Genomic DNA, 20,980 nt, shown 5'->3' with positions numbered 1-20,980 from the left:
AGAACAACAAACAAACTATCAACAATTCACAATTAATAATCAACAATTATAAAAAATGGCAGTAAATACAAAAATAGCTCTGGTTACAGGAGGAAGCAGAGGTTTAGGAAAAAATATGGCAATTGCAATTGCTAAAAAAGGACTTGACGTTATCATTACTTACAACAGTAAAAAAGATGAAGCAGACGCTGTTGTAAAAGAAATCGAAAGTTTAGGTCAAAAAGCGGCTTCTCTTCAATTAAACGTTGGAGATTCACAAACTTTTGATGGCTTTTTTGAAGGAGTTTCTTCCACTTTAAAAAGCACTTTCAATACGGATAAATTTGATTTTTTAGTAAACAATGCCGGAATCGGAATTCATAATTCATTTGTTGGAACTACTGAAGCAGAGTTTGACCAATTGACTAATATTCAGTTTAAAGGTCCGTTTTTCTTGACTCAAAAAGCTTTGAGCATAATGAACGACGGTGGCGGAATTGTAAATATTTCAACTGGTTTGGCTAGATTTTCATTTCCAGGTTATTCGGCATATGCTTCTATGAAAGGCGCAATCGAGACGTTAACAAAATATCAGGCAAAAGAATTAGGTGAAAGAAAAATCAGAGCCAATGTTGTCGCTCCGGGCGCCATCGAAACTGATTTTGGCGGCGGTGTTGTTCGTGATAACGAACAATTAAACAAAAACTTAGCCTCAATTACAGCTTTAGGAAGAGTTGGTTTGCCAGACGATATTGGCGGTGTTGTTGCTTTTTTATGTACCGAAGATGCACGCTGGGTAAATGCACAACGTATTGAAGCTTCTGGTGGAATGAATTTGTAATTCTTATTTACGTTAAATATTAAACCCGACAGGTTTTTGAAACCTGTCGGGTTTGCTGTTTTAAATATGTTTGAGTAAGTATTTTTTTACCCTATTTGAATTGTTTTAATTAAGTTTCCTTCTTCATCAAAAATAAGATTATAATTTTTTCCGTCTTTTGCGGCTTTCACTTCATAAGATGTTTTGTTTTTAGTATCAAGAGCAGAGTAAGCTTCTCTTGGCGGCACTACGGCTTTAGCTTTTGTTTTTGACTTACTTTTTGATTTCAAATTTGATTTAATCGGATAATTGGCATCAAGATAATCCTGTGCATTTTTTGGAAGTTTAGCACTTGAAATTTGTTCTTTATACTTTTTAAAATTCCCATCACTGTCATAAACTGCATAAGCCTGTGTTTTGGCTGCGATACTAAATTTTGCAGCAAAATAAATATCATTCTCAGTCTTTCCATATTCCATAGACCAAATTGGCTTTTTTTGTGGATATTGTTTTTCAAAAGCCTTTACTGTCTTTTCTGACGGAAGCAAAATGCTCTGCTGTCCTATTAAAAAATTGAAACATAAAAAGGCGGTAAATAAATAAAAATTCTTCATAATAATACCTTTAATAAAATTAAACAATCTGCATATAAAGTAATAAAATTACTACATTTTAACCATATTAAAAAGTTAAAATTTAGAATATCTTCTAACAACAAAAACAAAACCCGACAAGTAAAAAACTTGTCGGGTTTGCCGTTTTAAATATAATTGAATTAGTAAGTGTTCTTTTTAATTTTTTTCGATGATTACATCAAAACCTCCATTTTGATCAAAAACAACATCATAAAATCTGGAATCTTTTTCTATACCTACTTCATAAGTAGTTTTGTTTTTATCATTTACTATCACAGCGATTTCCTTAATCGCTTTTGGTGCGTAATTTTTCTTTAAATAAGTCTGCGCTTTTTGAGGTAATTGACTTAACGGAATTTGTAATTCATACGCTTTCAAAATTCCCAAATTATCATAAACTGCGAGCGCTTTGGTATTCTTATCGGTATTAAATTTTGCCTGGTACCTAATTTCATCATTATCATCGCCAACATAATCTATAGACCAGACCGCAACTTTGTTTGGATACTCTTTTTCAAAAGTAAATCGAACCTTTTCGGGCGGCGTTACTACTTCATTTTGAGCGCTTAAAAAACCACCGTAAAGTAAAATCAGCAGTAAGAATACTTTTTTCATGATCCTGACTATTAAAATTAAAAACTCAAATAAGTACTAAAATTATTACTTTTAAAATGAAATACAAATATTTTTTAATAAAAAAAATGTTACTTTTTTAATCTGTCCGTCAATTCCCTTTTGTAGGTTATTCCAACGGGTAATTTTTCATTTTTAATTACTACAAAATCTTTTTCAGTTGTATCAATTTTGTCTAATGCGACAATATAAGATTTATGAATTCGGATAAAATTTTTCTCCGGAAGACATTTTTCAAGCTCCGTTGTGGTTATTGAGGCGAGATAAGTTCGTTTTGTTGTGTGCAGTTTCACATAATTTCCAAAACTCTGTGCATACAAAAGCTGGTCTAATTCAATATCAATAAAATAACCGTCGACTTTTACACTTACTTTATTTACAACAACTTCTTCTTCTTTTGTTTTTACATTTTCTGTAGAGAAAAAACGATCTACAGCTTTTAAAAATCTTGGAAAATAAATAGGTTTCAGTAAATAATCAATTACGCCGTAATCGTAGCTTTCAAGTGCAAATTCAGAATAAGCGGTCGTTAAAATAGTTTTAGGATGATTGGGAATAATCTTTAATAATTCCATTCCCGAAATCTCAGGCATATTAATATCCAAAAACATCAAATCGACTTTGTTTTCCCTAAGATAATCCATTGCTTCAATGCCATTATATCCCTGAAAAACCAATTCTAACTGCGGATTCTGTTTTATATAATTAGCTAAAACATAATGCGCTGCCGGCTCATCATCAACAATAATGCATTTTTTTGGATCTCTCATTATGCAAATCTTTTCAACTGCAGTTTTAAATCAACAATATAAGTTTTTTTATTCTCCTGAATATCGAGTGTATAGTTTTTCCCGAAAATCAAATTCAGTCTTTCAATCGTATTTTTTAAACCAATTTTAGTCGAAACAACATCGGTTTGTTTCGTTGGAATTGAGTTTACTACATGAAGATGCAGCTGTCCGTCTTCCACCGTAATAAAAATTTGGACGAAACATTTTTCAATCGCGCAGGTACCGTGTTTAAAAGCATTTTCAATAAAAGCAATTAAAAGCATCGGTGAAATTTTATACGCATTTTCATTATCAACTTTAGAATCAAAAGTAATATCACAGCGATATCCAACACGCTCTTTTTCAAGCTGCACATAACTGTTTATAAACTCTAATTCGTCTTCTAAAGATACGCATTGTTTGCTGTTACTTTCTAATTGATAACGCATTAACTGCGAAACTTTCATAATTAAATCCGGCGTTCTGTCCGGGAATTCCAAGCTGATTCCGTAAAGCGTATTAAAAGTATTGAATAAAAAGTGCGGGTTTAATTGTCCTTTTAGAGAATTCAACTGCATTTGGTTGAATAACAAAGCTTCTTCAGTACGTTTTCTGTGTATTCTGTAGAATTTAAAAACAATAATCGGGCTTAAAATACAAACTAAAGTTCCTAAAACGCTGGCTAATTGGTATAAATAACTTCTTTGATGCGAGTTTTGATAAAAATAAAGATTTCTAAACATGTCTAGCATCGTAAGCTCATACAACACAATCGAGAAAACAAGAACACCAAAAAGCGTTAATACCAAATAAGTAAAAGGACGACGGGTTTTAAATAATATGGGAAAAAGGAAGAAACGATTGAACTGGGCGTGCATGTACAAAATGCAATAAAAGAAAACGCCCATTAAAACAGATGTTATAGAACTAAATAACATCCAGTCGTTTTTTAAAGTATATATGGTAAAGGAAAACGCGACGACGGCAATTTCCTGCCACCATTTGTTATCCAGAATATTATCAAATTTTATGCTCATTTTTTAAACTTAAATAGTTCACAAAGTACGGACAAATATTTAATTATCATTTCTAAAAAATGACCAATTGAATTGGTCATTTACTATTGCAGTACATCACTTAACATGACTTTTATCAGTGTAAGAGAAATAAATTTGTGCTATAATTTCACACTTGAGTTTATGTATTTCAAAAAAATTACCTTATTATTTTTCTTGATTTTTGCATCAATCGGTTACTCTCAAACCCTTTCTTTAAAAGAAGCAGTAAAAACTGGGCTTGAAAATTACGGTTCGATCAGGGCAAAAAACAATTACACCAATGCATCAAAAGAGACTCTAAAACAATCTCGACGTGATTACCTGCCTAACCTTAATTTATCGGCACAGCAGGATTACGGAACTGTAAATGGTCAAAACGGACCGCTTTATGGATTTGGAGGTCTTGGAGTTGCTTCATCAGGATTACCGCTGCCGGAACAAAACTGGAATTCGGCTTTTGGCGCGCTTTATCTGGTCAACATGAACTGGGATTTTTTCACTTTTGGAAAAACACAGGAAAAAATCAATTTGTCTAAAATTGATGTTCAGGCCAAAGAAAAAGATTTACAGCAGGAAAAATTCCAACAGGAAATCAAAATTTCTGCTGCTTATTTAAATCTATTGGCGAGTCAGAGATTGTTGATTTCGCAGCAAAAAAATCTGGATCGTGCGGAAGTTTTCAAAAAGACGGCTGTTGCGAGAGTTAAAAACGGATTATTAGCCGGCGTAGATTCTACATTGGCTACAGCCGAAGTTTCTAAAGCTAAAATTGCTTTAAACCTTGCGAAGAATTTCGTTAAAGAACAAAACAATAAATTAGTCGATTTAATGGGCGTTGCACCTCAGGATTTTGTTACCGATACACTTTTTGTAACGCAGATTCCAAAAGAATTGATTAAAACAAATGCAGCTACAGACAGCCTGCATCCTTTATTACAATTCTATAAAACGAAAATCGATTACAGCAATCAGCAGGTTAAATTATACAAACGTTTTTATTACCCTACAATGAGTGCTTTTGGGGTTTTACAAACCAGAGCTTCGGGATTTGAAAATAGTTATGCTACAGACCAGCATGCTTTTAGCAGAAATTACTGGGATGGTGTAAATCCGGATCGTACCAATTATTTGGTTGGAGTTGGAATTACATGGAATTTAACGACACCTTTTAGATCAAGTAAACAAGTAAGCGCTCAGAAATTTGTTTCTCAAGCTTTACAGGAAGAATATAATCAGGCAGACAGAGAATTAAAATCACAATTGACTTTTGCCGAAGATAAGATCAAAATTACACTTGATAATTATGCCGAAGCGCCAATTCAGGTTGATGCGGCAAAAAGAGCTTACATTCAAAAATCGACTTTATACAAAAATGGTTTAACGGATCTAACTGATTTGACCCAAACGATTTACACTTTAAATCGTGCCGAAATCGATCGTGATATTGTGAACAATAATGTATGGCAGTCGTTTTTACTGAAAGTTGCTGCAACGGGCAATTTTGACTTATTTATAAATGAATTTTAATTATAACGTCTAATGAATTTAATACGTTTTGCACTCCGCAAACCCATTTCCATATTAGTATTGGTTGCGGGTCTATTTTTCTTCGGAATTGGTGCCATCAAGGACATTAAGGTAGATATTTTACCAAAAATGAATTTGCCGGTTATTTATATTGCGCATCCGTTTGGAGGTTATACGCCAGACCAGATGGAAGCTTATTTTGCTAAAAACTACGTGAATGTTTTACCATTTTCGAATGGTATCAAATCAGTAGAAACCAAAAATATTCAGGGGTTAATGATCATGAAATTAACCTATTATGAAGGAACAAACATGGCTCAGGCGGCTGCCGAGTTGAGTGCGCTTTCCAACAGGATTCAGGCGGCATTTCCTCCGGGAACTCAGCCTCCATTTATTATTCGTTTTGATGCTTCTTCTCTGCCAATTGGTCAATTGGTTTTAAGCAGTAAAATACGTTCAAACAACGAATTACAGGATTTAGCTAACGTTTATGTTCGTGCTTCGTTTACTGCAATTCCCGGTTTATTATCGCCGGCTCCCTTTGGCGGAAGCCCAAGAACAATTGAGGTAAATGTTGACCCAGATTTATTGCGTTCGCATAATATGACGCCGGATCAAATTGTGGAAGCGATTCGTTTAAACAACCAAACGGCTCCTTCTGGAAACGTTCGTATGGGCGACAAAAACTATATTACGCCAACTAATAATACAATTAAAGAAGTTAAGGATTTTGAGCAGATTCCGTTATTTAAAGGCGGCGTTCAAAATCTAAAATTAGGTGATGTTGCTTCTGTAAAAGATGGTGCCGATATTACGGCAGGTTACGCTTTAGTAAACGGAAAACGTTCGGTTTATATTAGTATTGCAAAAGCGGGAGATGCTTCGACTTGGGATGTGGTTCAGAAATTAAAAGCTGAACTTCCTAAAATTCAAAGTACACTTCCTGAAGATGTAAAATTATCTTATGAATTTGACCAGTCGGTTTATGTAATCAACTCGGTTAAAAGTTTAATTACTGAAGGAATTATTGGTGCGGTTTTGACCGGATTAATGGTATTGCTTTTCCTTGGTGACCGTCGTGCAGCTTTGATTGTAATTATGACGATTCCAATTTCGGTAATTTCGGGAGTTTTATTCTTGAAATTATTCGGGCAAACGATCAACTTAATGTCTTTATCAGGTTTGGCTCTTGCAATTGGTATTTTGGTGGATGAAAGTACGGTAACTATTGAAAATATTCACCAGCATCTTGATATGGGTAAACCCAAGGCACTCGCCATTTGGGATGCGTGTCAGGAAATTGCATTGCCTAAATTATTGATCTTACTTTGTATTCTTGCAGTGTTTGCACCAGCGTTTACCATGGTTGGTATTCCGGGAGCGTTGTTCCTTCCTTTGGCTTTAGCGATTGGATTCTCAATGGTTATTTCGTTTTTATTATCTCAGACTTTTGTTCCTGTAATGGCAAACTGGTTAATGAAAGGTCATGAAAAACATACACATGGCCCGGAAATTACAGATGATGAAGCCGAATTTAGAGACTGCGGTTTAACTCCGGAATCTGAAAAAGATTTGATAACACAGAAAAAAGGTTACGTTGAAAAAATCGATACCGATAATAACGGAAAAATAAGCCTTTTTGAAAGATTCAGAGTTCGTTTTATGAGAACTTTAGATCGTTTATTTCCATACAAAAAAGCGACAAGTATTATATATCTGGTTTCTGCTACCGCTTTAGCGATTGTATTTATTGGTTTTATCGGAAAAGACGTATTTCCAAAAACAAATTCAAGTCAGTTTCAATTGAGAATGCGCGCTGTTGACGGAACTCGTTTAGAAAGAACAGAAGAACAAGCCAGAATTGTTTTAAAAGAATTGGAGAAAATGGTTGGAAAAGAACATATCGGAATCACTTCTGTTTATGTGGGACAACACCCGTCTTTATTCTCCATTAACCCTATTTATTTGTTCATGGCAGGTTCTCATGAAGCGGTTTTCCAAGTAAGTTTAAAAGAATATCATGTTGATATGGATGAGTTTAAAGATGACTTTAGAGCAAGACTTAAAAAAGTACTGCCAAATACTAAAGTTTCTTTTGAACCAATCGAATTGACTGATAAAGTTTTAAGCCAGGGTTCTCCTACTCCAATCGAAATTCGAATTGCAGGAAAAGATAAAAAACGAAATGAATTATACGCCAATCAAATTGTTGATAAACTAAAAGCGATTTCGTATTTCAGAGATGTGCAAATTGGTCAGCCAATTCACTATCCGGCAATGAATATTGATATTGACAGAACACGTGCTGCAGAATTAGGCGTTGATATGAATGATATTTCACGTTCATTGGTTGCTTCGACTTCATCATCAAGATATACCGAAAAAAATACTTGGGTTGACGAAAGAGCGGGATTATCATACAACGTTCAGGTTCAGGTTCCTTTAAATAAAATGAAAAGCAGAACAGATATTGGAGAAATTCCGGTATTAAGAAACTCGATTCGTCCGGTTTTGAGCGACGTTGCTAAAATTACACCAACTTATGTAAGTGGAGAAAATGACAATTTAGGGGCTATGCCATACATTACCGTTACGGCAAACATCAACCAAACCGATTTAGGTACGGCTGCAAAAGATGTGGGCAAAACAATTAGTTCATTAGGCGAATTACCTCGTGGTTTGTTTATTTCGCCAATTGGGTTAAGTACTGTATTGAGCGAAACATTAAGTAGTTTACAAACAGGATTATTGGTTGCCGTTTTTGTAATCTTCTTAATGTTAGCCGCTAATTTCCAGTCATTCAAAGTTTCATTGGTAATTTTAACAACGGTTCCTGCGGTAGTTTTAGGAGCTTTATTAATGCTTACGCTTACAGGTTCTACGCTAAATTTACAATCGTATATGGGAATCATTATGTCGGTTGGGGTTTCGATTGCCAATGCCGTTTTACTGGTCACAAATGCCGAGCAATTGCGTAAACGAAACGGAAACGCATTAGAATCTGCACGTGAAGCTGCGGCATTGCGTCTTCGCCCTATTATCATGACATCTGTCGCGATGATTGCGGGAATGTTACCAATGGCAATTGGGCACGGTGAAGGCGGCGATCAGGTTTCTCCGTTAGGAAGAGCGGTTATTGGCGGATTATTATTTTCTACTTTTGCCGTATTATTAATTCTTCCTCAGATTTTTGCCTGGGCACAAGAAAAAACATCGACACAATCTGTTTCTTTAGATCCTGAAGACGAAGAAAGCATCCATTATATCTCATCAATAAGTAAGTCGAAAGTTGGAAAGTCATAAAGTTAAAAGTCTAATCGTGGTGAAAAAACTTCGATAACTTTTATCCTTTAATAATCATATAAAACCAAAAAATGAAAAATAAAATACAATATAGCGCGCTGTTTTTTGCAGCATTATTTTTCCTTAACAGCTGTAATTCAAAGAAAGAAGAGCCTGTTGTGGCAGAAATTGAACCTAAAACTGAAACGTTTCTTTTAGAAAAAGAAAAACTAAGTACAGAATTGCGTTTACCAGCCGAATTAACTGGTTTTCAACAAGTAGATTTATACGCTAAAGTGAGCAGTTTCGTAAAATTATTGAAAGTTGATATTGGTACGAAAGTAAAAAAAGGGCAGCTTTTAATTGTTTTAGAAGCTCCTGAAATCAGTTCACAGCTGGCTGCTGCCGAATCGAGATTAAAATCGATGGAAGCAATTTATACAACGAGCAAAAGTACTTACAACCGTTTGTATGAAACAAGCAAGGTTGAAGGAACGATTTCTAAAAACGATTTAGAAATGGCAAGCGGAAAAAAGAATTCTGATTACGCGCAATACCAAGCCGCAATTGCAGCGCATAAAGAAGTTTCGATTATGAGAGGTTATCTTGAAATTCGCGCTCCGTTTGATGGCGTTGTGGCGGCAAGAAACGTGAATTTAGGAACATTTGTTGGTCCGGCAGGAAAAGGTTCAGATTTGCCTTTATTGACCATCCAACAGCAAGATAAATTACGTTTGGCAGTTTCTATTCCGGAATTGTATACAGGATATTTACACGAAGGCGACGAAATGAGTTTTAATGTAAAATCATTACCTGAAACTTTTAAAGCTAAAATTACCAGAATGTCTGGAGCTTTAGATTTAAAATTGCGTTCTGAGCGTGTTGAAATGGATGTTATCAATACAAAAAAAGATTTATTACCTGGAATGGTTGCCGAAGTTTTATTACCGCTTAACGCGAAAGACAGTACATTTGTAGTTCCGAAATCGGCGGTGGTGAATTCTGCTGAAGGTTTATTTGTAATTAGAGTTGTGAATCATAAAGCAAACAGAGTTGACATTAAAAAAGGAAGAGAAATCGACGATAAAATCGAAATTTTCGGAGATTTAAACCTTAAAGATAAACTGGTAAAAATTGCCAGCGAAGAAACTAAGGAAGGCGATGTCATAAACGAATAACCTGCGTTTAGTCTTCAATTTAGTGATTACCAAAAACTGTACGCATTCTTGAATGCGGCATTTTAAAATTGTTACTGATTTTAAAATGCAAATTTAAAATTTGCCTAAGGGGCGGTACTTTTTGTGCCGCCCTTTTTTCTTTACTTTATTCTCACAAAATTAAAATCACAGATTCTAGTGTACAATAGTTTTAATAGGAAAAAATAAATATATTTGGTAAAAAAGCTTTTAGAAATCTTCAAAGTAATTTAAATTTTAAATTATTTTATAAAACGAAGTTATTTTTTACTATTTCAATTAAAATTATCATTAAACTAAAAATGGAATATAAAAAAACAATTAGATTAATATTGAGTAATCGAAAATTAACTGTTCCTGATCAAATTAATCAAATAAAATTATTTATAAATGCAGGTGAATATAAGCAGGCATTAAAATCACATCCTATTTTTAATAAAAATTTAAATAAAGATCCATTTTTTAAATCGATAGAGAATATATATCTAAAAGAACCATATTCTTTCACCGAGAATTTTAAAAGAGAATATAAATGGATTACAAATATCCTAGAAAATTATTTAGACGAAATTAATTCTTTTATAGCGTTAAAAAATAAATTTGAAGAATATCTAATATTAGATGATTTTGAAAATGCTGGTTTTATTTTAAAAGATGTAGAAAAATTGTTTGGAATTAGCTTATGGAGTATTGAAGCTAATTTAATCATTGAGGAAAAAGTTAATAGTTCAGAATCAAATTGGAATAAATTATCTTATTACTTAAAAGAAATAAAAAATTCCATATATGAATTTACAATAAATTCTAGCAGTAAAAGAATTGAATCAAAGTTTTCATATGATACATATTTAAACCATTTTCAAAATGAAATTGACACTATTAATGCTAATGGACTAATTAAAGATTTTTTTGTTTTTAAAAATTTTAACATTGCAAATTATGAATACAAACATAAAAATCTTGAAAGTGTTTTATATGTTTCAAATATATTCTCAATTATTGATCAATATATCATACTTATTGATGTCATACTTTATAATTTATCAATATCTATAGAGAATGACAAATTATTTTTGCCTTTTATAAATCTAGCAAAAGATAGTATTTTTAATGACTTTAGAATTTGTAATATTTATAACATTATTAATGAAAAAAAAGAATTACTGGTTATTGAAAATAGTGATAAGATTTTAAATTGCCTAAACTTATATTATTCTGGGGATTTTGAGCAAGCATTAGAAATATCAAGAGAAGGAATAAAAAAGAATCCTTTAGAGTATGAATACTATAAAATATATTGTAAATCTTTAATAAACTTAGAGCTTGAATTTATACCCATAGAAAAAAGTAAGACAATTGATAATATATTAAAAGATACTTATGAATTATTAACCTTTAAAAATGATAAGGAAAACAGTTGGAAAAAATTATTAAAGACCTCTTTACTTTTAATGAATACAAATTTCGGAAAACAAATAACTGGGTTAATTACAGAAATTGAAGGTAAAAATGAAAAAAATCATGTAATAGGTTTTTTATCTTCATCTTTTAATTCTAATAAAAATATAAGCCTAGCAGGTTACAGAAAAGTAATTATAGATAATTTCCAAGATTTACTTTATAATCATAGTTTTAAAGTTCAATATTTTAAACAAGGGAATGATGCTCAGTTTTCCAGTTTTATTTCGAAATCGCCATTGCAAGAAACCATGTTTAATGCAATTAGAAATTATCAAAGAAAAGAATATGATAAGGTTATTGAGACACTTAATGGAAACCCAAATTTAGATGAATTATCATATTATTATGAAAGAAAAGTTAGTTTATTATTTTATTCTTTTTTGAATTTAAAATTATTAAAAGAAGCTTTAATCTTGTTTGGAAGTATTTTTTTTAACAGTATTATTGTTACTAGAAAGTTAAATTATAGTGATTTATACGAAGAAATAAAAACTACTTATAAAAAGGACGATTTTATAAATTTAATAGAATATCCGATCTTATATTCTTTAATTGTTAAAGAATATGATTTATATGAATCTTATGATGATTTCATGTGTGCTAATAATATTTTTAGTATTGATGAATTAGATATCAATACCTTTATCGCAAAACATTCACATGAAAAAGTAGTTTATTTTTTAAATAATGTAGCTACTATAGATACACTTAAGTATTCAACGGAATATAATTCTATTAGTGATGTTGAAGAAGATCGAGTTAAAATTTTAAATATGCTAATTCCTATAGATTCATTGAACAAATTAATCTATGAGAAAGAAATAAATGAAATTTACAAGATAAATTCTGTTAGAAAGGTTTTAAAAGAAGTTGATGAAGGAAGACTTTATATTGATGTGAGTAGTTTAAAAGAAATTCAAACTAAAAACTTTAATGATCAATTTCAAAGGTTTAAGGAAATTGAAGCTTCATCTTCAACACAGAATTTAATTGGATTCAATACTTCAAATACCAAAAATTGGGAAAAAGCTCTAACAGAAAAAAATGAAAGTATTGAAGAATATAATAGTGCTGATTACCTTGCTTTTAAAAGTATTTATTTAGAATCTCGAGAGAATTTTCTTTTCAGTAAGGAATATGGTTTAGATAGTTGTTTAAGTACTAGAATTAGGCATGGAGCATTAAAAAATCATATTAGAAGTGTCTTTGAAAAATTAAATCTTATTACTTCGAAAATAAATAATCAATACAAAGACAATAATATTTGGAGAACACAATTAATAAATTATGCTGAATTAAATATTCCTGTCCAACTTATTTTAAAAAAATTCTCTAAAGAAATAGATGATAATACTACGTTTATTGTTGAAAAGTTAATTCAGATACAAACAGAAAAAAATTCGGATAAGGCCGAAGGATTATTTCAATACTATACAAATGATGAACTTTTATATACTTTTTACAATGAAAGAAAAGAGTACTTCGATTCAGTCGAGTCAACAATTGAAATGATATTAAATAATTTTGTCAATTACACTTTAATAAATCTTCAAGAACAAATCGTATATGCATTTTCATCGATCATTCCAAAGCAATTTCAATTAATCATAGAAAACACAATTGGGGAATTAAGAAATCTCAATTTACCTAATGAGTGTGAACTGATATCTAATTTAACTAAATCAAGTACCGAAATCCAAAATGAATTACAGTATCTATCAGAATGGTTCTATTTAAATACGACTAGCTCATCTTCTTTACTAAGTATTGAAACTATTATCAATGCTAGCTTAAATTTAACAAACAGAATAAATCCTCTCTTTAATTTAAAACCAGAAATAAATGTTAAAAATATTTTTGCAGGATATAGTAATTTAATTTTTGTTTTCAATATTATGTTTAAAAATGTTATTGAACATTCAAAATTAGATACAAATAAAATTAAACTACGAATAGATTCATCAATTGATAAAGATGAATTTGTTTTAATAAAATTCACAAACAATTTAAATTCAAATTTTGACTATTCTGCAAATAAAATCAAACTAGAAGCAATAAAAGAAAATTGGAATAATCACGAAAACATTGAAAGATCTAATAAAGAAGGGGAAAGCGGTTATGATAAAATAAAACGAATTCTTTTGTACGAAGCACTAGCTAAAACCGACAAGTTTGATTATGAATTAAATAAAAACTCGATTTCTATAACACTTTATTTTCCTTACAAAAAACCAATTACTTAATTATGAAAATTTTAATAATAGAAGATGATAAAATAAAAATTGAAAGACTAAGTAATTTTTTAGAAACTCATGTAATTGTAACCAAAGAATCTTTTCAAAGTGGAATGTCAGAATTAAAAAGAGATCATGAAGAGTATGATTTGTTAATTCTAGATATGACAATTCCATTGTGGGAAAAAGGTTTAAATGATTTAGGAGGTAATTATGAACAATTTGGTGGAGAAAAAATCCTGAGAGAAATGAAGCGCAGAAAAATATTTTTACCAACAATCTTATTTACAATGTTCGATGTCTTTCCAACTAAAGAGGGTAACTTAACTTTCGACGAAATTAACGCAATATTTAAAGACCTATTTACCTCTTTTTATATTGGAGCAGTCTTTTATAATGCTAATGAAGATAACTGGCAAATAGATATGTCTGATTTAATATTAGAACTAGAAAAATGAATCATATTAGCATTCTTATAGTAGATGATGATTTAAATAAAATTTCATCTATAATAAATACCGTTAAAGAAGTTTTCAGCGAGACTTTATCTATTAAACAAGCTTCCTGTGTACAGGAAGCAATTGAAAATCTGCAAAATAAGGAATTTCATCTATTAATTACTGATTTGCAGATGCCCTTGAAATATGACGATCAGCCAAATAATAATGGAGGTAACATGCTTATAAAGCAACTATATAAAAGCAAAAATAGGGTTAATGTTCCTATGTATATTGTTGGTTTAACTCAATTTGAAGAATTAAAAAACAACTTTGAAGGTATTTGGAAAATTTGGCATTTTGATTCAAGTTCTGAAATTTGGAAAAATAATTTAAGGGATTTAATATTCCACATTAGTTTAGTAAAATCACGTGTAAAAACAAATAAAATTGAAACAATTTTTTTAGAGGGACCAACTGATAAAATTATTATTGAATTCTGCTTAAAACATTTTTTCGAAAATGAAATTGACAAAATTTATTTAGAGACTATAAATTATGGTGGCGGTGCTTCTTGGGTTCAACGACAACTATTTATTTGGGCAAAGTCATTAACCTTAAAAGCAAAAGACAAATACTTAAAAGCTGTTGGAATATTTGATGACGATGAAGCAGGAAAGATAGCAATTGATAATTTAACTAATGAAATAGATTCAAATTCGGCGGAAGGCAAGACTTTCTCTATTTTAAAAAATAGTTATAAATATTCTGTTATTCTTAAATCAATTAAATCTAAAGGAATTACCTTCCCAACAACTATGGAAGATTTAATATTGATAGATTGCTGGAAAGTTGCAAATGCAAAAGGTTGGTTAGTACAAAGAGATCTGAAAAAAATTAAAGTTGATTCTTCACTATTAAAATTAAAGAATTTAGAAATATCTGAAAAAACATTAAGAGACCACAATTTTACTGAAGATGAAATTTTACTTATCTTAAATAAGGTAAGCGATGATTATAAAAAACAATTTTCTAATATGGTATGTACGCTTGACAAAGAGAATTTAATATCAATAAAACATTTACTTGTAGATGTTTTAAAAAAATTAAAAATAGATCTAATTTCATAAAATAATAAAAACCTCGATTTTTTCAAATCGAGGTTTTTATAAATTCTATTCCTTCTCCAAATAAGGATTCAAAACTTCAGCCAATTCATTCAGCCAAAAAAAGCTGTTTTCTAAATTATCAATTCCGTTTTGAAGTGTTTCATGTTCTCGCATAACGCCTAAAGCAAGGATATAATTTACCTGCCTTATTGCTTTAGCCATGTCTTGCGGATCAATTTTAGTTTTGAAGAAATTTAGAAGTCTTGTTTCAGCTTCTTTGGAAAGTGTGTTTGTTTTCATGTCTTCCATTTAATGAATTAAAGCCTATTTTGGTAAGACATATTACTTGTCAACCATAAAAGGCAAATTTTACTTTATTTTAAATGTGAAGATTTAAGAACTTCAAATGTAGAGAAAAACATTTTAAAAAGAAAGATTTTTCTTTCAATTAATATATTGCTTTTATCAAATATAAGAAATCTATATTTCAGGAGGTATCTATTGCATTTTGTCATTTCGACCGAAGGGAGAAATCGCACTAGACACTCCGCAAAGTGAGTCCACAATCTTTGTCGAGCTACTTGTGGAGATTTCTCCCTTCGGTCGAAATGACAAACTAGACGTAAATAGGAACGCTAACACTAGCAAAAGACAAAAAATCAAAATAAACTCAACAATTATTTTAAAACATAGCCTCTGGTTTGAACCAGAGAAACGCAAAGATTAATCCTCCATTAATTAAAAAAAATCAATTGCCTCCAGCTTTAGCTGGAGGTATAAATAAGAATCATAGTAAGGCTTTAGCCAAAATGCGTGTTTTGGCTAAAGCCTTATTATTATTGAATCTTTTAATCTCCTAGTTAAAACTAAGGGCTATTCAATAAAAAAATGCAAGACCAAAATTGATCTTGCATTTTTCTATAATTTGATAAATCTAAATAAAATATCTTTTTAGACTGTTTGACGCTCGTGTTTTCCTTCTTTAATTTCTTCTACCATTTTTTTATTAAAAGCGGGCAAATCATTAGGGTTTCGGCTGGTCACTAATCCATTGTCTACGACAACTTCTGAGTCTTCCCATTGTGCTCCGGCATTTTTTAAATCGTTTTTAATAGAGAAAAACGAAGTTACTTTTCGACCTTCTAAAACGTCAGCATCTACCAGAATTTGTGGTCCGTGACAAATAGCAGCTACTGGCTTTTTACTTTCAAAAAAGGAACGTACAAAATTTACTGCAGCTTCTTCTCTTCTTAATAAATCAGGGTTTATTACTCCGCCTGGAATAACCAAAGCATCGTAATCTGCTTCATTTGCCTGATCTAATACTACATCAACATTATATTCCTTGCTCCAATTTCCGTCTTTCCAAGATTTGATCGTTCCAGATTTCAAACTAACGATATCTGCATTCCAACCTTGCTCTTCCAGATAGGCTTTTGGTGATGATAATTCTGATTCTTCAAAACCGTTTGTGGCTAATATGGCTATATTCTTTTTCATGATTTAAATATTTAAAACGTTATTAATTTGATTTAGATTAAAATTAGTTATTTCAAACAGCCAGCAGAAAAAGACGCTGTTAAAGCTTTCTTTAATAAAAGTTAATTAATTGAAAATCAAATTTTTATTAAAAATTAAACTGAAATTATATAAAATTGATGTCAATTTGGTTCACTATTTTATAGGATTTTAATAGAGAATAATTGCACAATTCGTTTACTACGAAGTAAAAAAAATTCCAGAAATCAGAATATACCTTTTGGTGCGCGAAGTGTCGCTCGTGAATTAAAGAATGATAACGATCAATAAAAAAACCTCGATTTTTTCAAATCGAGGTTTTTTATAAAATTTATTCTCCATCCAAATAAGGATTCAAAACTTCGGCCAATTCATTCAGCCAAAAAAAGCTGTTTTCTAAATTATCAATTCCGTTTTGAAGAGTTTCATGTTCTCGCATAACGCCTAAAGCAAGGATATAATTTACCTGCCTTATTACTTTGGCCATGTCTTGCGGATCAATTTTAGTGTTGAAAAAATTTAGAAGTCTTGTTTCAGCTTCTGTTGAAATTGTGTTTGTAATCATAATGTCGTAAAATTTAGGAATAAAAAACCCTTGCATCTTAGTGTTCCAAACACTTACGACAGTGTTTACGGTCGTTTCCGATACCGTACACATAATACAAGGGCAAATTTCATTTATTTTCAAAGTCGTAATATTTAGGAAAAACAAATATAAGAAAAATCCTTCTATTTTATATTTATTTTCTTACAATTACAGATACTTATTTAAATAACAAAAGAGAAAACCAAATTAATTCAAATGTATTAAATCATAATCAAAAATTAATACATTTGAAAAATCCTCTTGAAACCAAATTCTATATGAAGATAAAGCCATTTAAAATTATTCTGCCTCTTTTAACTTTCCTTTCATTGGGTTGTAAAAATCCTGAAAAAAAGAAAATTGACAATCAAGAATCTAACGAAATGACAGAAGCTGATTTGCTTAATCACGTCAGACTTGCTATTAATCCAAAATTTCAAGATTGGGTTTTATTCAAAAACGGAACTTATATAATTTTTGACAATGCAGACACCATTCCAGATTTAGAAAGCGAGGCAGTAAAATTAATGAAAGAATTTGGCCCGGTACATGTCGGAGGGTCCGCCGGAGACTTTAGCGTTATTCATTTAAAGGAAACCGAAGGCTGGATTGTTTCAGGACATGGCTACGGAATGTATACGTATGTAAGTCCTAACGAACTAGGTTCTGAAAAACCAAATGATGTTCAAATTGGTCTGGAAGGCAGAAGTAAAAGAAATACAGATGGCGAAAATCCTGTAATAATACATATAAATCGAAAAGCAAACAGCCAATAAAATTTATGATTGAAAGTATTAGTGATTGGGAAAAAAAGCAACAAACTTATTTAATCGTATCTGTAACTTGTTTCATCATTGGGACTTACTTTTTTATGAAAGTCATTAGTGGAAGTTATATAATAAAACAATCAGAACTTCAGGTTTATGAAAATCTAATCACTTCAACCGCGCCTCAATTCAAAGAAAGAAAAGGGAAACATAGTAAAAAATGGATAGAAATTAACTGTATAAATAATCAAACTACTTTTGAGATTGCCAGTTATGATTATAGATGTGTTAATGATGATGAAGTAATAAATGAAATAAAAGCCGGAGATACAATCTCAATTTCCATTTTAAAAGATGATATAGACGATTTTGACACGGAAACTTCTTGTGAAATTCATTCGTTAATAAAAAACAACAAAGAATATCTAAGCCTTAAATGTAGAAATGAAGAAGATAATGATGATGGAAAATTCGGGTTTTTACTCCTATTTTCTATATCTATTATAACAGCAATTGTTTATTCTTTATCTAAAAAACCCAAACTTTTTGATAAAGTCAATCCAGAAATTATAATTGGATTTGCAGTTATAATACTTTTATTTGTTCTTTATTATATATGTAATATATATTCGATTTTGGATTAATATTACATCACCAAAAACCAGTAAATATCTTATGAAAAAAATTATTTCTTTACTATTTCTTGTAGCTCTTTCTTCATGCGATCAGAATCATTCGAATGAAAAATTTGAAAAGAAAACAGTCGAAAACAAATATTCATTATCTGTTCCTGAAAGTCTTGGCGTAACAACTGAATTAAATGATCAGGCTTCTTTACAATTACAGAATCAGTTTGACGAATTTTATGTTATTGTAATAGATGAATTAAAAAGTGATTTTTTAAATGCTATTGAAAATAATTTATTAAACACAACACCAGATCTCGATGGATATTACAATGCGACTTTGAATAATTTTAAAAAATCAGGTTTAAAAGATTTTAAGCTCTACGATGTAAAGAAAAAGAAAATTAATTCCTCAAGTGCTATTGTTTTTTCAGTATCTGGAATTAGCGACGGTTTTAATGTTTTTTATCGATTCGCAATTGTACAGGGAAAAGACCGATACTATCAAATCATGTCATGGACAGAAGCCAGTAAAGAAAAACAATATACCGAAAGAATGAATAGAATTCTAGATTCTTTTAATGTAGAAGAAGCTGGTTATTCTAAAAGCAAAAATCGTTTGGCAAAAGAAAGAACGAAAAAATAATGAGAGAAAACATTCTATTACTTCTTCAAATAATAACGGTAGATTTTTTTACAGCCTTTGGTTTATATTCAATTCTATTTCTAATTGTTTCGATTTTTATAAAGAAACCAATTCTGTACAAAATAGATGAAGAAGCCGTTAAATTTATCTCTTTGGCCGGCGTAATTTATTTTACTGTCTGGATAATTGGAATTTTTGTTTTTTATGCAGAAAGTAATCCAGAAGAAAAAAGCGCTATGCTCAACAGAATGTTTGGTGAATACTGGTTTGGGATTTGGTCACAGCCTATTTTATGGTTTGCACTTACACAATTACTGCGTTTTAAAAAAGTTAGTAAAAACGCTTTATTTAGAATAGTATTCAGCTTTTTACTTATTGTTTCAATTGAACGATTTATGATTTTTATTATTACTTTACATCGTGATTATTTACCAAGTTCCTGGACAATGTATCGTGATTTAGATATTTATCCCTCCAACTTTTTCCTTGCATTATTAATGAAAATTATGGTGTTTTTGTTATTTGTTGGAATATATTATTTGGTAAAAATTCAGATAGAAAAAATTACCAAAACTAAGAGAATTGAGAATTAAAAATACCTTATTTTAATACAATAAAAACTTTTAAGGGTGTAGTAACCAAAAAACACAGTCCTATATTTACAAAACTACACCAAAACTTAAAAGATTTTTATATGCTCAATAACCAAAAAGTAACCCAACTATTATCACAAAAATTCAATTCAAACATCTGTATTTATGGCGGTTTTCCAAAAAGTAAATACACTTCTATACTTGATGTAAATAACGGAACTAATTTTATTACTTCAGATAATCTAATCTATTCCTTTAAAGATCACGAACGCCATCGGTGGTTTACCGTTGTAAATTCATTTCACGCAAATGGAAAAGAATATTTTCCAAGTATTGGCGATCATTATACTTTAGAAAACGGAATACAATATAGTTTTACAACCAAAGACGAAATTGTAGAAATGGCGGTTGCGTATTTCAGTAAACATGTGTCGGTAAGTTGATTGCGGGGTTCCGACTTCGCTCAGCCTGACAAGATTGTGGCTTTTATCGTATTGCATTTTTAAACTGGACTGAAGTCCAGCCCTACAATATGGATCATTCCTTCGGAATTTTTGTTTTTCATTACATGAAAAAGAAATCTTTTTCTTTTTTGTATTTATTGTTCATCTTATCGAAGCTAAGAAAAGAGCCAGAGGCTCGGCCTATATTGTAGGGCTGGACTTTAGTCCAGTTCAAGGCATAGTTTGTAGCGCCGGATTTTAATCCGGTTTAGGGTGTAATTTTTATGTACCAAATTTTTACATCAATGTAATTCATTTTAAACTGGACTAAAGTCCAGCCCTACAATATGGATCATTCCTTCGGAATTTTTGTTTTTCATTACATGAAAAAGAAATTTTTTTCTTTTTTTTATCTATTGTTCATCTTATCGAAGCTAAGAAAAGAGCCAGAGGCTCGGCCTATATTGTAGGGCTGGACTTTAGTCCAGTTCAAGGCATAGTTTGTATGTATCGATTTTAATCCGGTTTAGGGTATAATTTTATGTACCAAATTTTCACATCAATGTAATTCATTTTAAACTGGACTGAAGTCCAGCTCTACAATATGGATCATTCCTTCGGAATTTTTGTTTTTCATTACATGAAAAAGAAATCTTTTTA

19 protein-coding genes are annotated in these 20,980 nt (G+C 30.8%); 12 read left to right on the top strand and 7 right to left on the bottom strand.

The features are described from left to right. The first annotated feature begins 55 nt into the window (after positions 1-55). Positions 56-820 (top strand): SDR family oxidoreductase, encoded by a 765-nt coding sequence (locus APR43_RS02585; protein ID WP_053472014.1) that lies wholly within the window; start codon positions 56-58, stop codon positions 818-820. Positions 821-906: 86 nt separating this feature from the next. Here the strand turns inward: APR43_RS02585 and APR43_RS02580 are convergent, their stop codons facing one another. The 4 genes from APR43_RS02580 to APR43_RS02565 form a co-directional block, all read right to left on the bottom strand. After that, entirely contained in the window at positions 907-1,413 is a 507-nt protein-coding gene (locus APR43_RS02580) for a hypothetical protein (protein ID WP_053472015.1), read from the bottom strand. A gap of 177 nt (positions 1,414-1,590) precedes the next feature. After that, on the bottom strand, positions 1,591-2,049 hold the full coding sequence (locus APR43_RS02575) for a PepSY domain-containing protein (RefSeq protein ID WP_053472016.1): 459 nt from the start codon (positions 2,047-2,049) through the stop codon (positions 1,591-1,593). Between the two features lie 89 nt (positions 2,050-2,138). After that, positions 2,139-2,837 (bottom strand): LytR/AlgR family response regulator transcription factor, encoded by a 699-nt coding sequence (locus tag APR43_RS02570; protein WP_053472017.1) that lies wholly within the window; start codon positions 2,835-2,837, stop codon positions 2,139-2,141. After that, positions 2,837-3,874, bottom strand: a complete 1,038-nt coding sequence (locus tag APR43_RS02565; protein WP_053472018.1) for a sensor histidine kinase — start codon at positions 3,872-3,874, stop codon at positions 2,837-2,839. The genes APR43_RS02570 and APR43_RS02565 overlap by 1 nt, the downstream gene beginning before the upstream one ends. A 162-nt stretch (positions 3,875-4,036) precedes the next feature. On the opposite strand from APR43_RS02565, the gene APR43_RS02560 reads away from it, so the two are divergent. The 6 genes from APR43_RS02560 to APR43_RS02535 all read left to right on the top strand — a co-directional run bounded on the left by APR43_RS02560 (position 4,037) and on the right by APR43_RS02535 (position 15,162). After that, the gene (locus tag APR43_RS02560; protein ID WP_053472019.1) at positions 4,037-5,422 is read left to right on the top strand and encodes a TolC family protein; all 1,386 of its coding nucleotides are present in this window, start codon (positions 4,037-4,039) and stop codon (positions 5,420-5,422) included. 12 nt (positions 5,423-5,434) lie between these two features. Next, positions 5,435-8,725 (top strand): efflux RND transporter permease subunit, encoded by a 3,291-nt coding sequence (locus APR43_RS02555; protein WP_053472020.1) that lies wholly within the window; start codon positions 5,435-5,437, stop codon positions 8,723-8,725. A 71-nt stretch (positions 8,726-8,796) separates the two neighbouring features. Next, positions 8,797-9,882 (top strand): efflux RND transporter periplasmic adaptor subunit, encoded by a 1,086-nt coding sequence (locus tag APR43_RS02550; RefSeq protein WP_053472021.1) that lies wholly within the window; start codon positions 8,797-8,799, stop codon positions 9,880-9,882. A gap of 320 nt (positions 9,883-10,202) precedes the next feature. Beyond that, the gene (locus tag APR43_RS02545; RefSeq protein WP_053472022.1) at positions 10,203-13,604 is read left to right on the top strand and encodes a hypothetical protein; all 3,402 of its coding nucleotides are present in this window, start codon (positions 10,203-10,205) and stop codon (positions 13,602-13,604) included. A gap of 2 nt (positions 13,605-13,606) precedes the next feature. Next, positions 13,607-14,053: a response regulator gene (locus APR43_RS02540; RefSeq protein WP_053472023.1), complete on the top strand. Its 447-nt coding sequence runs from the start codon at positions 13,607-13,609 to the stop codon at positions 14,051-14,053. Beyond that, positions 14,050-15,162: a response regulator gene (locus APR43_RS02535; RefSeq protein ID WP_053472024.1), complete on the top strand. Its 1,113-nt coding sequence runs from the start codon at positions 14,050-14,052 to the stop codon at positions 15,160-15,162. The genes APR43_RS02540 and APR43_RS02535 overlap by 4 nt, the downstream gene beginning before the upstream one ends. Before the next feature lie 45 nt (positions 15,163-15,207). On the opposite strand, the gene APR43_RS02530 is transcribed toward APR43_RS02535, so the two are convergent. The 3 genes from APR43_RS02530 to APR43_RS02520 all read right to left on the bottom strand — a co-directional run bounded on the left by APR43_RS02530 (position 15,208) and on the right by APR43_RS02520 (position 17,224). Further along, positions 15,208-15,441, bottom strand: coding sequence for a hypothetical protein (locus APR43_RS02530; RefSeq protein WP_053472035.1), 234 nt, complete (start codon positions 15,439-15,441; stop codon positions 15,208-15,210). A 651-nt stretch (positions 15,442-16,092) separates the two neighbouring features. Then, the gene (locus APR43_RS02525; RefSeq protein WP_053472025.1) at positions 16,093-16,641 is read right to left on the bottom strand and encodes a type 1 glutamine amidotransferase domain-containing protein; all 549 of its coding nucleotides are present in this window, start codon (positions 16,639-16,641) and stop codon (positions 16,093-16,095) included. A gap of 349 nt (positions 16,642-16,990) precedes the next feature. Beyond that, the gene (locus APR43_RS02520; RefSeq protein ID WP_053472036.1) at positions 16,991-17,224 is read right to left on the bottom strand and encodes a hypothetical protein; all 234 of its coding nucleotides are present in this window, start codon (positions 17,222-17,224) and stop codon (positions 16,991-16,993) included. A gap of 299 nt (positions 17,225-17,523) precedes the next feature. Here APR43_RS02520 and APR43_RS02515 point away from each other — a divergent pair, with 299 nt between their 5' ends. The 5 genes from APR43_RS02515 to APR43_RS02495 all read left to right on the top strand — a co-directional run bounded on the left by APR43_RS02515 (position 17,524) and on the right by APR43_RS02495 (position 20,320). Continuing rightward, entirely contained in the window at positions 17,524-18,021 is a 498-nt protein-coding gene (locus tag APR43_RS02515; protein WP_053472026.1) for a hypothetical protein, read from the top strand. 5 nt (positions 18,022-18,026) lie between these two features. Continuing rightward, the gene (locus APR43_RS02510; RefSeq protein WP_053472027.1) at positions 18,027-18,656 is read left to right on the top strand and encodes a hypothetical protein; all 630 of its coding nucleotides are present in this window, start codon (positions 18,027-18,029) and stop codon (positions 18,654-18,656) included. Between the two features lie 31 nt (positions 18,657-18,687). Continuing rightward, positions 18,688-19,284: a hypothetical protein gene (locus APR43_RS02505; RefSeq protein WP_123959107.1), complete on the top strand. Its 597-nt coding sequence runs from the start codon at positions 18,688-18,690 to the stop codon at positions 19,282-19,284. After that, complete coding sequence (locus tag APR43_RS02500; protein ID WP_053472029.1) at positions 19,284-19,877, top strand: hypothetical protein; 594 nt, start codon at positions 19,284-19,286, stop codon at positions 19,875-19,877. Before APR43_RS02505 ends, APR43_RS02500 begins: the two co-directional genes overlap by 1 nt. 101 nt (positions 19,878-19,978) lie before the next feature. Further along, complete coding sequence (locus APR43_RS02495; protein WP_053472030.1) at positions 19,979-20,320, top strand: hypothetical protein; 342 nt, start codon at positions 19,979-19,981, stop codon at positions 20,318-20,320. Positions 20,321-20,980 lie beyond the last annotated feature (660 nt).

The organism is Flavobacterium sp. NLM, assembly GCF_002210235.1.
Taxonomy (GTDB): Bacteria; Bacteroidota; Bacteroidia; order Flavobacteriales; family Flavobacteriaceae; genus Flavobacterium; species Flavobacterium panici.
This window is presented reverse-complemented; position numbering and strand designations above follow the sequence as displayed.

Bases quoted from the DNA above. Each gene is read 5' to 3' on its own strand.
- APR43_RS02585 (WP_053472014.1), top strand. From the start codon at position 56: ATGGCAGTAAATACAAAAATAGCTCTGGTTACAGGAGGAAGCAGAGGT.
- APR43_RS02580 (WP_053472015.1), bottom strand. From the start codon at position 1,413: ATGAAGAATTTTTATTTATTTACCGCCTTTTTATGTTTCAATTTTTTA.
- APR43_RS02575 (WP_053472016.1), bottom strand. From the start codon at position 2,049: ATGAAAAAAGTATTCTTACTGCTGATTTTACTTTACGGTGGTTTTTTA.
- APR43_RS02570 (WP_053472017.1), bottom strand. From the start codon at position 2,837: ATGAGAGATCCAAAAAAATGCATTATTGTTGATGATGAGCCGGCAGCG.
- APR43_RS02565 (WP_053472018.1), bottom strand. From the start codon at position 3,874: ATGAGCATAAAATTTGATAATATTCTGGATAACAAATGGTGGCAGGAA.
- APR43_RS02560 (WP_053472019.1), top strand. From the start codon at position 4,037: ATGTATTTCAAAAAAATTACCTTATTATTTTTCTTGATTTTTGCATCA.
- APR43_RS02555 (WP_053472020.1), top strand. From the start codon at position 5,435: ATGAATTTAATACGTTTTGCACTCCGCAAACCCATTTCCATATTAGTA.
- APR43_RS02550 (WP_053472021.1), top strand. From the start codon at position 8,797: ATGAAAAATAAAATACAATATAGCGCGCTGTTTTTTGCAGCATTATTT.
- APR43_RS02545 (WP_053472022.1), top strand. From the start codon at position 10,203: ATGGAATATAAAAAAACAATTAGATTAATATTGAGTAATCGAAAATTA.
- APR43_RS02540 (WP_053472023.1), top strand. From the start codon at position 13,607: ATGAAAATTTTAATAATAGAAGATGATAAAATAAAAATTGAAAGACTA.
- APR43_RS02535 (WP_053472024.1), top strand. From the start codon at position 14,050: ATGAATCATATTAGCATTCTTATAGTAGATGATGATTTAAATAAAATT.
- APR43_RS02530 (WP_053472035.1), bottom strand. From the start codon at position 15,441: ATGAAAACAAACACACTTTCCAAAGAAGCTGAAACAAGACTTCTAAAT.
- APR43_RS02525 (WP_053472025.1), bottom strand. From the start codon at position 16,641: ATGAAAAAGAATATAGCCATATTAGCCACAAACGGTTTTGAAGAATCA.
- APR43_RS02520 (WP_053472036.1), bottom strand. From the start codon at position 17,224: ATGATTACAAACACAATTTCAACAGAAGCTGAAACAAGACTTCTAAAT.
- APR43_RS02515 (WP_053472026.1), top strand. From the start codon at position 17,524: ATGAAGATAAAGCCATTTAAAATTATTCTGCCTCTTTTAACTTTCCTT.
- APR43_RS02510 (WP_053472027.1), top strand. From the start codon at position 18,027: ATGATTGAAAGTATTAGTGATTGGGAAAAAAAGCAACAAACTTATTTA.
- APR43_RS02505 (WP_123959107.1), top strand. From the start codon at position 18,688: ATGAAAAAAATTATTTCTTTACTATTTCTTGTAGCTCTTTCTTCATGC.
- APR43_RS02500 (WP_053472029.1), top strand. From the start codon at position 19,284: ATGAGAGAAAACATTCTATTACTTCTTCAAATAATAACGGTAGATTTT.
- APR43_RS02495 (WP_053472030.1), top strand. From the start codon at position 19,979: ATGCTCAATAACCAAAAAGTAACCCAACTATTATCACAAAAATTCAAT.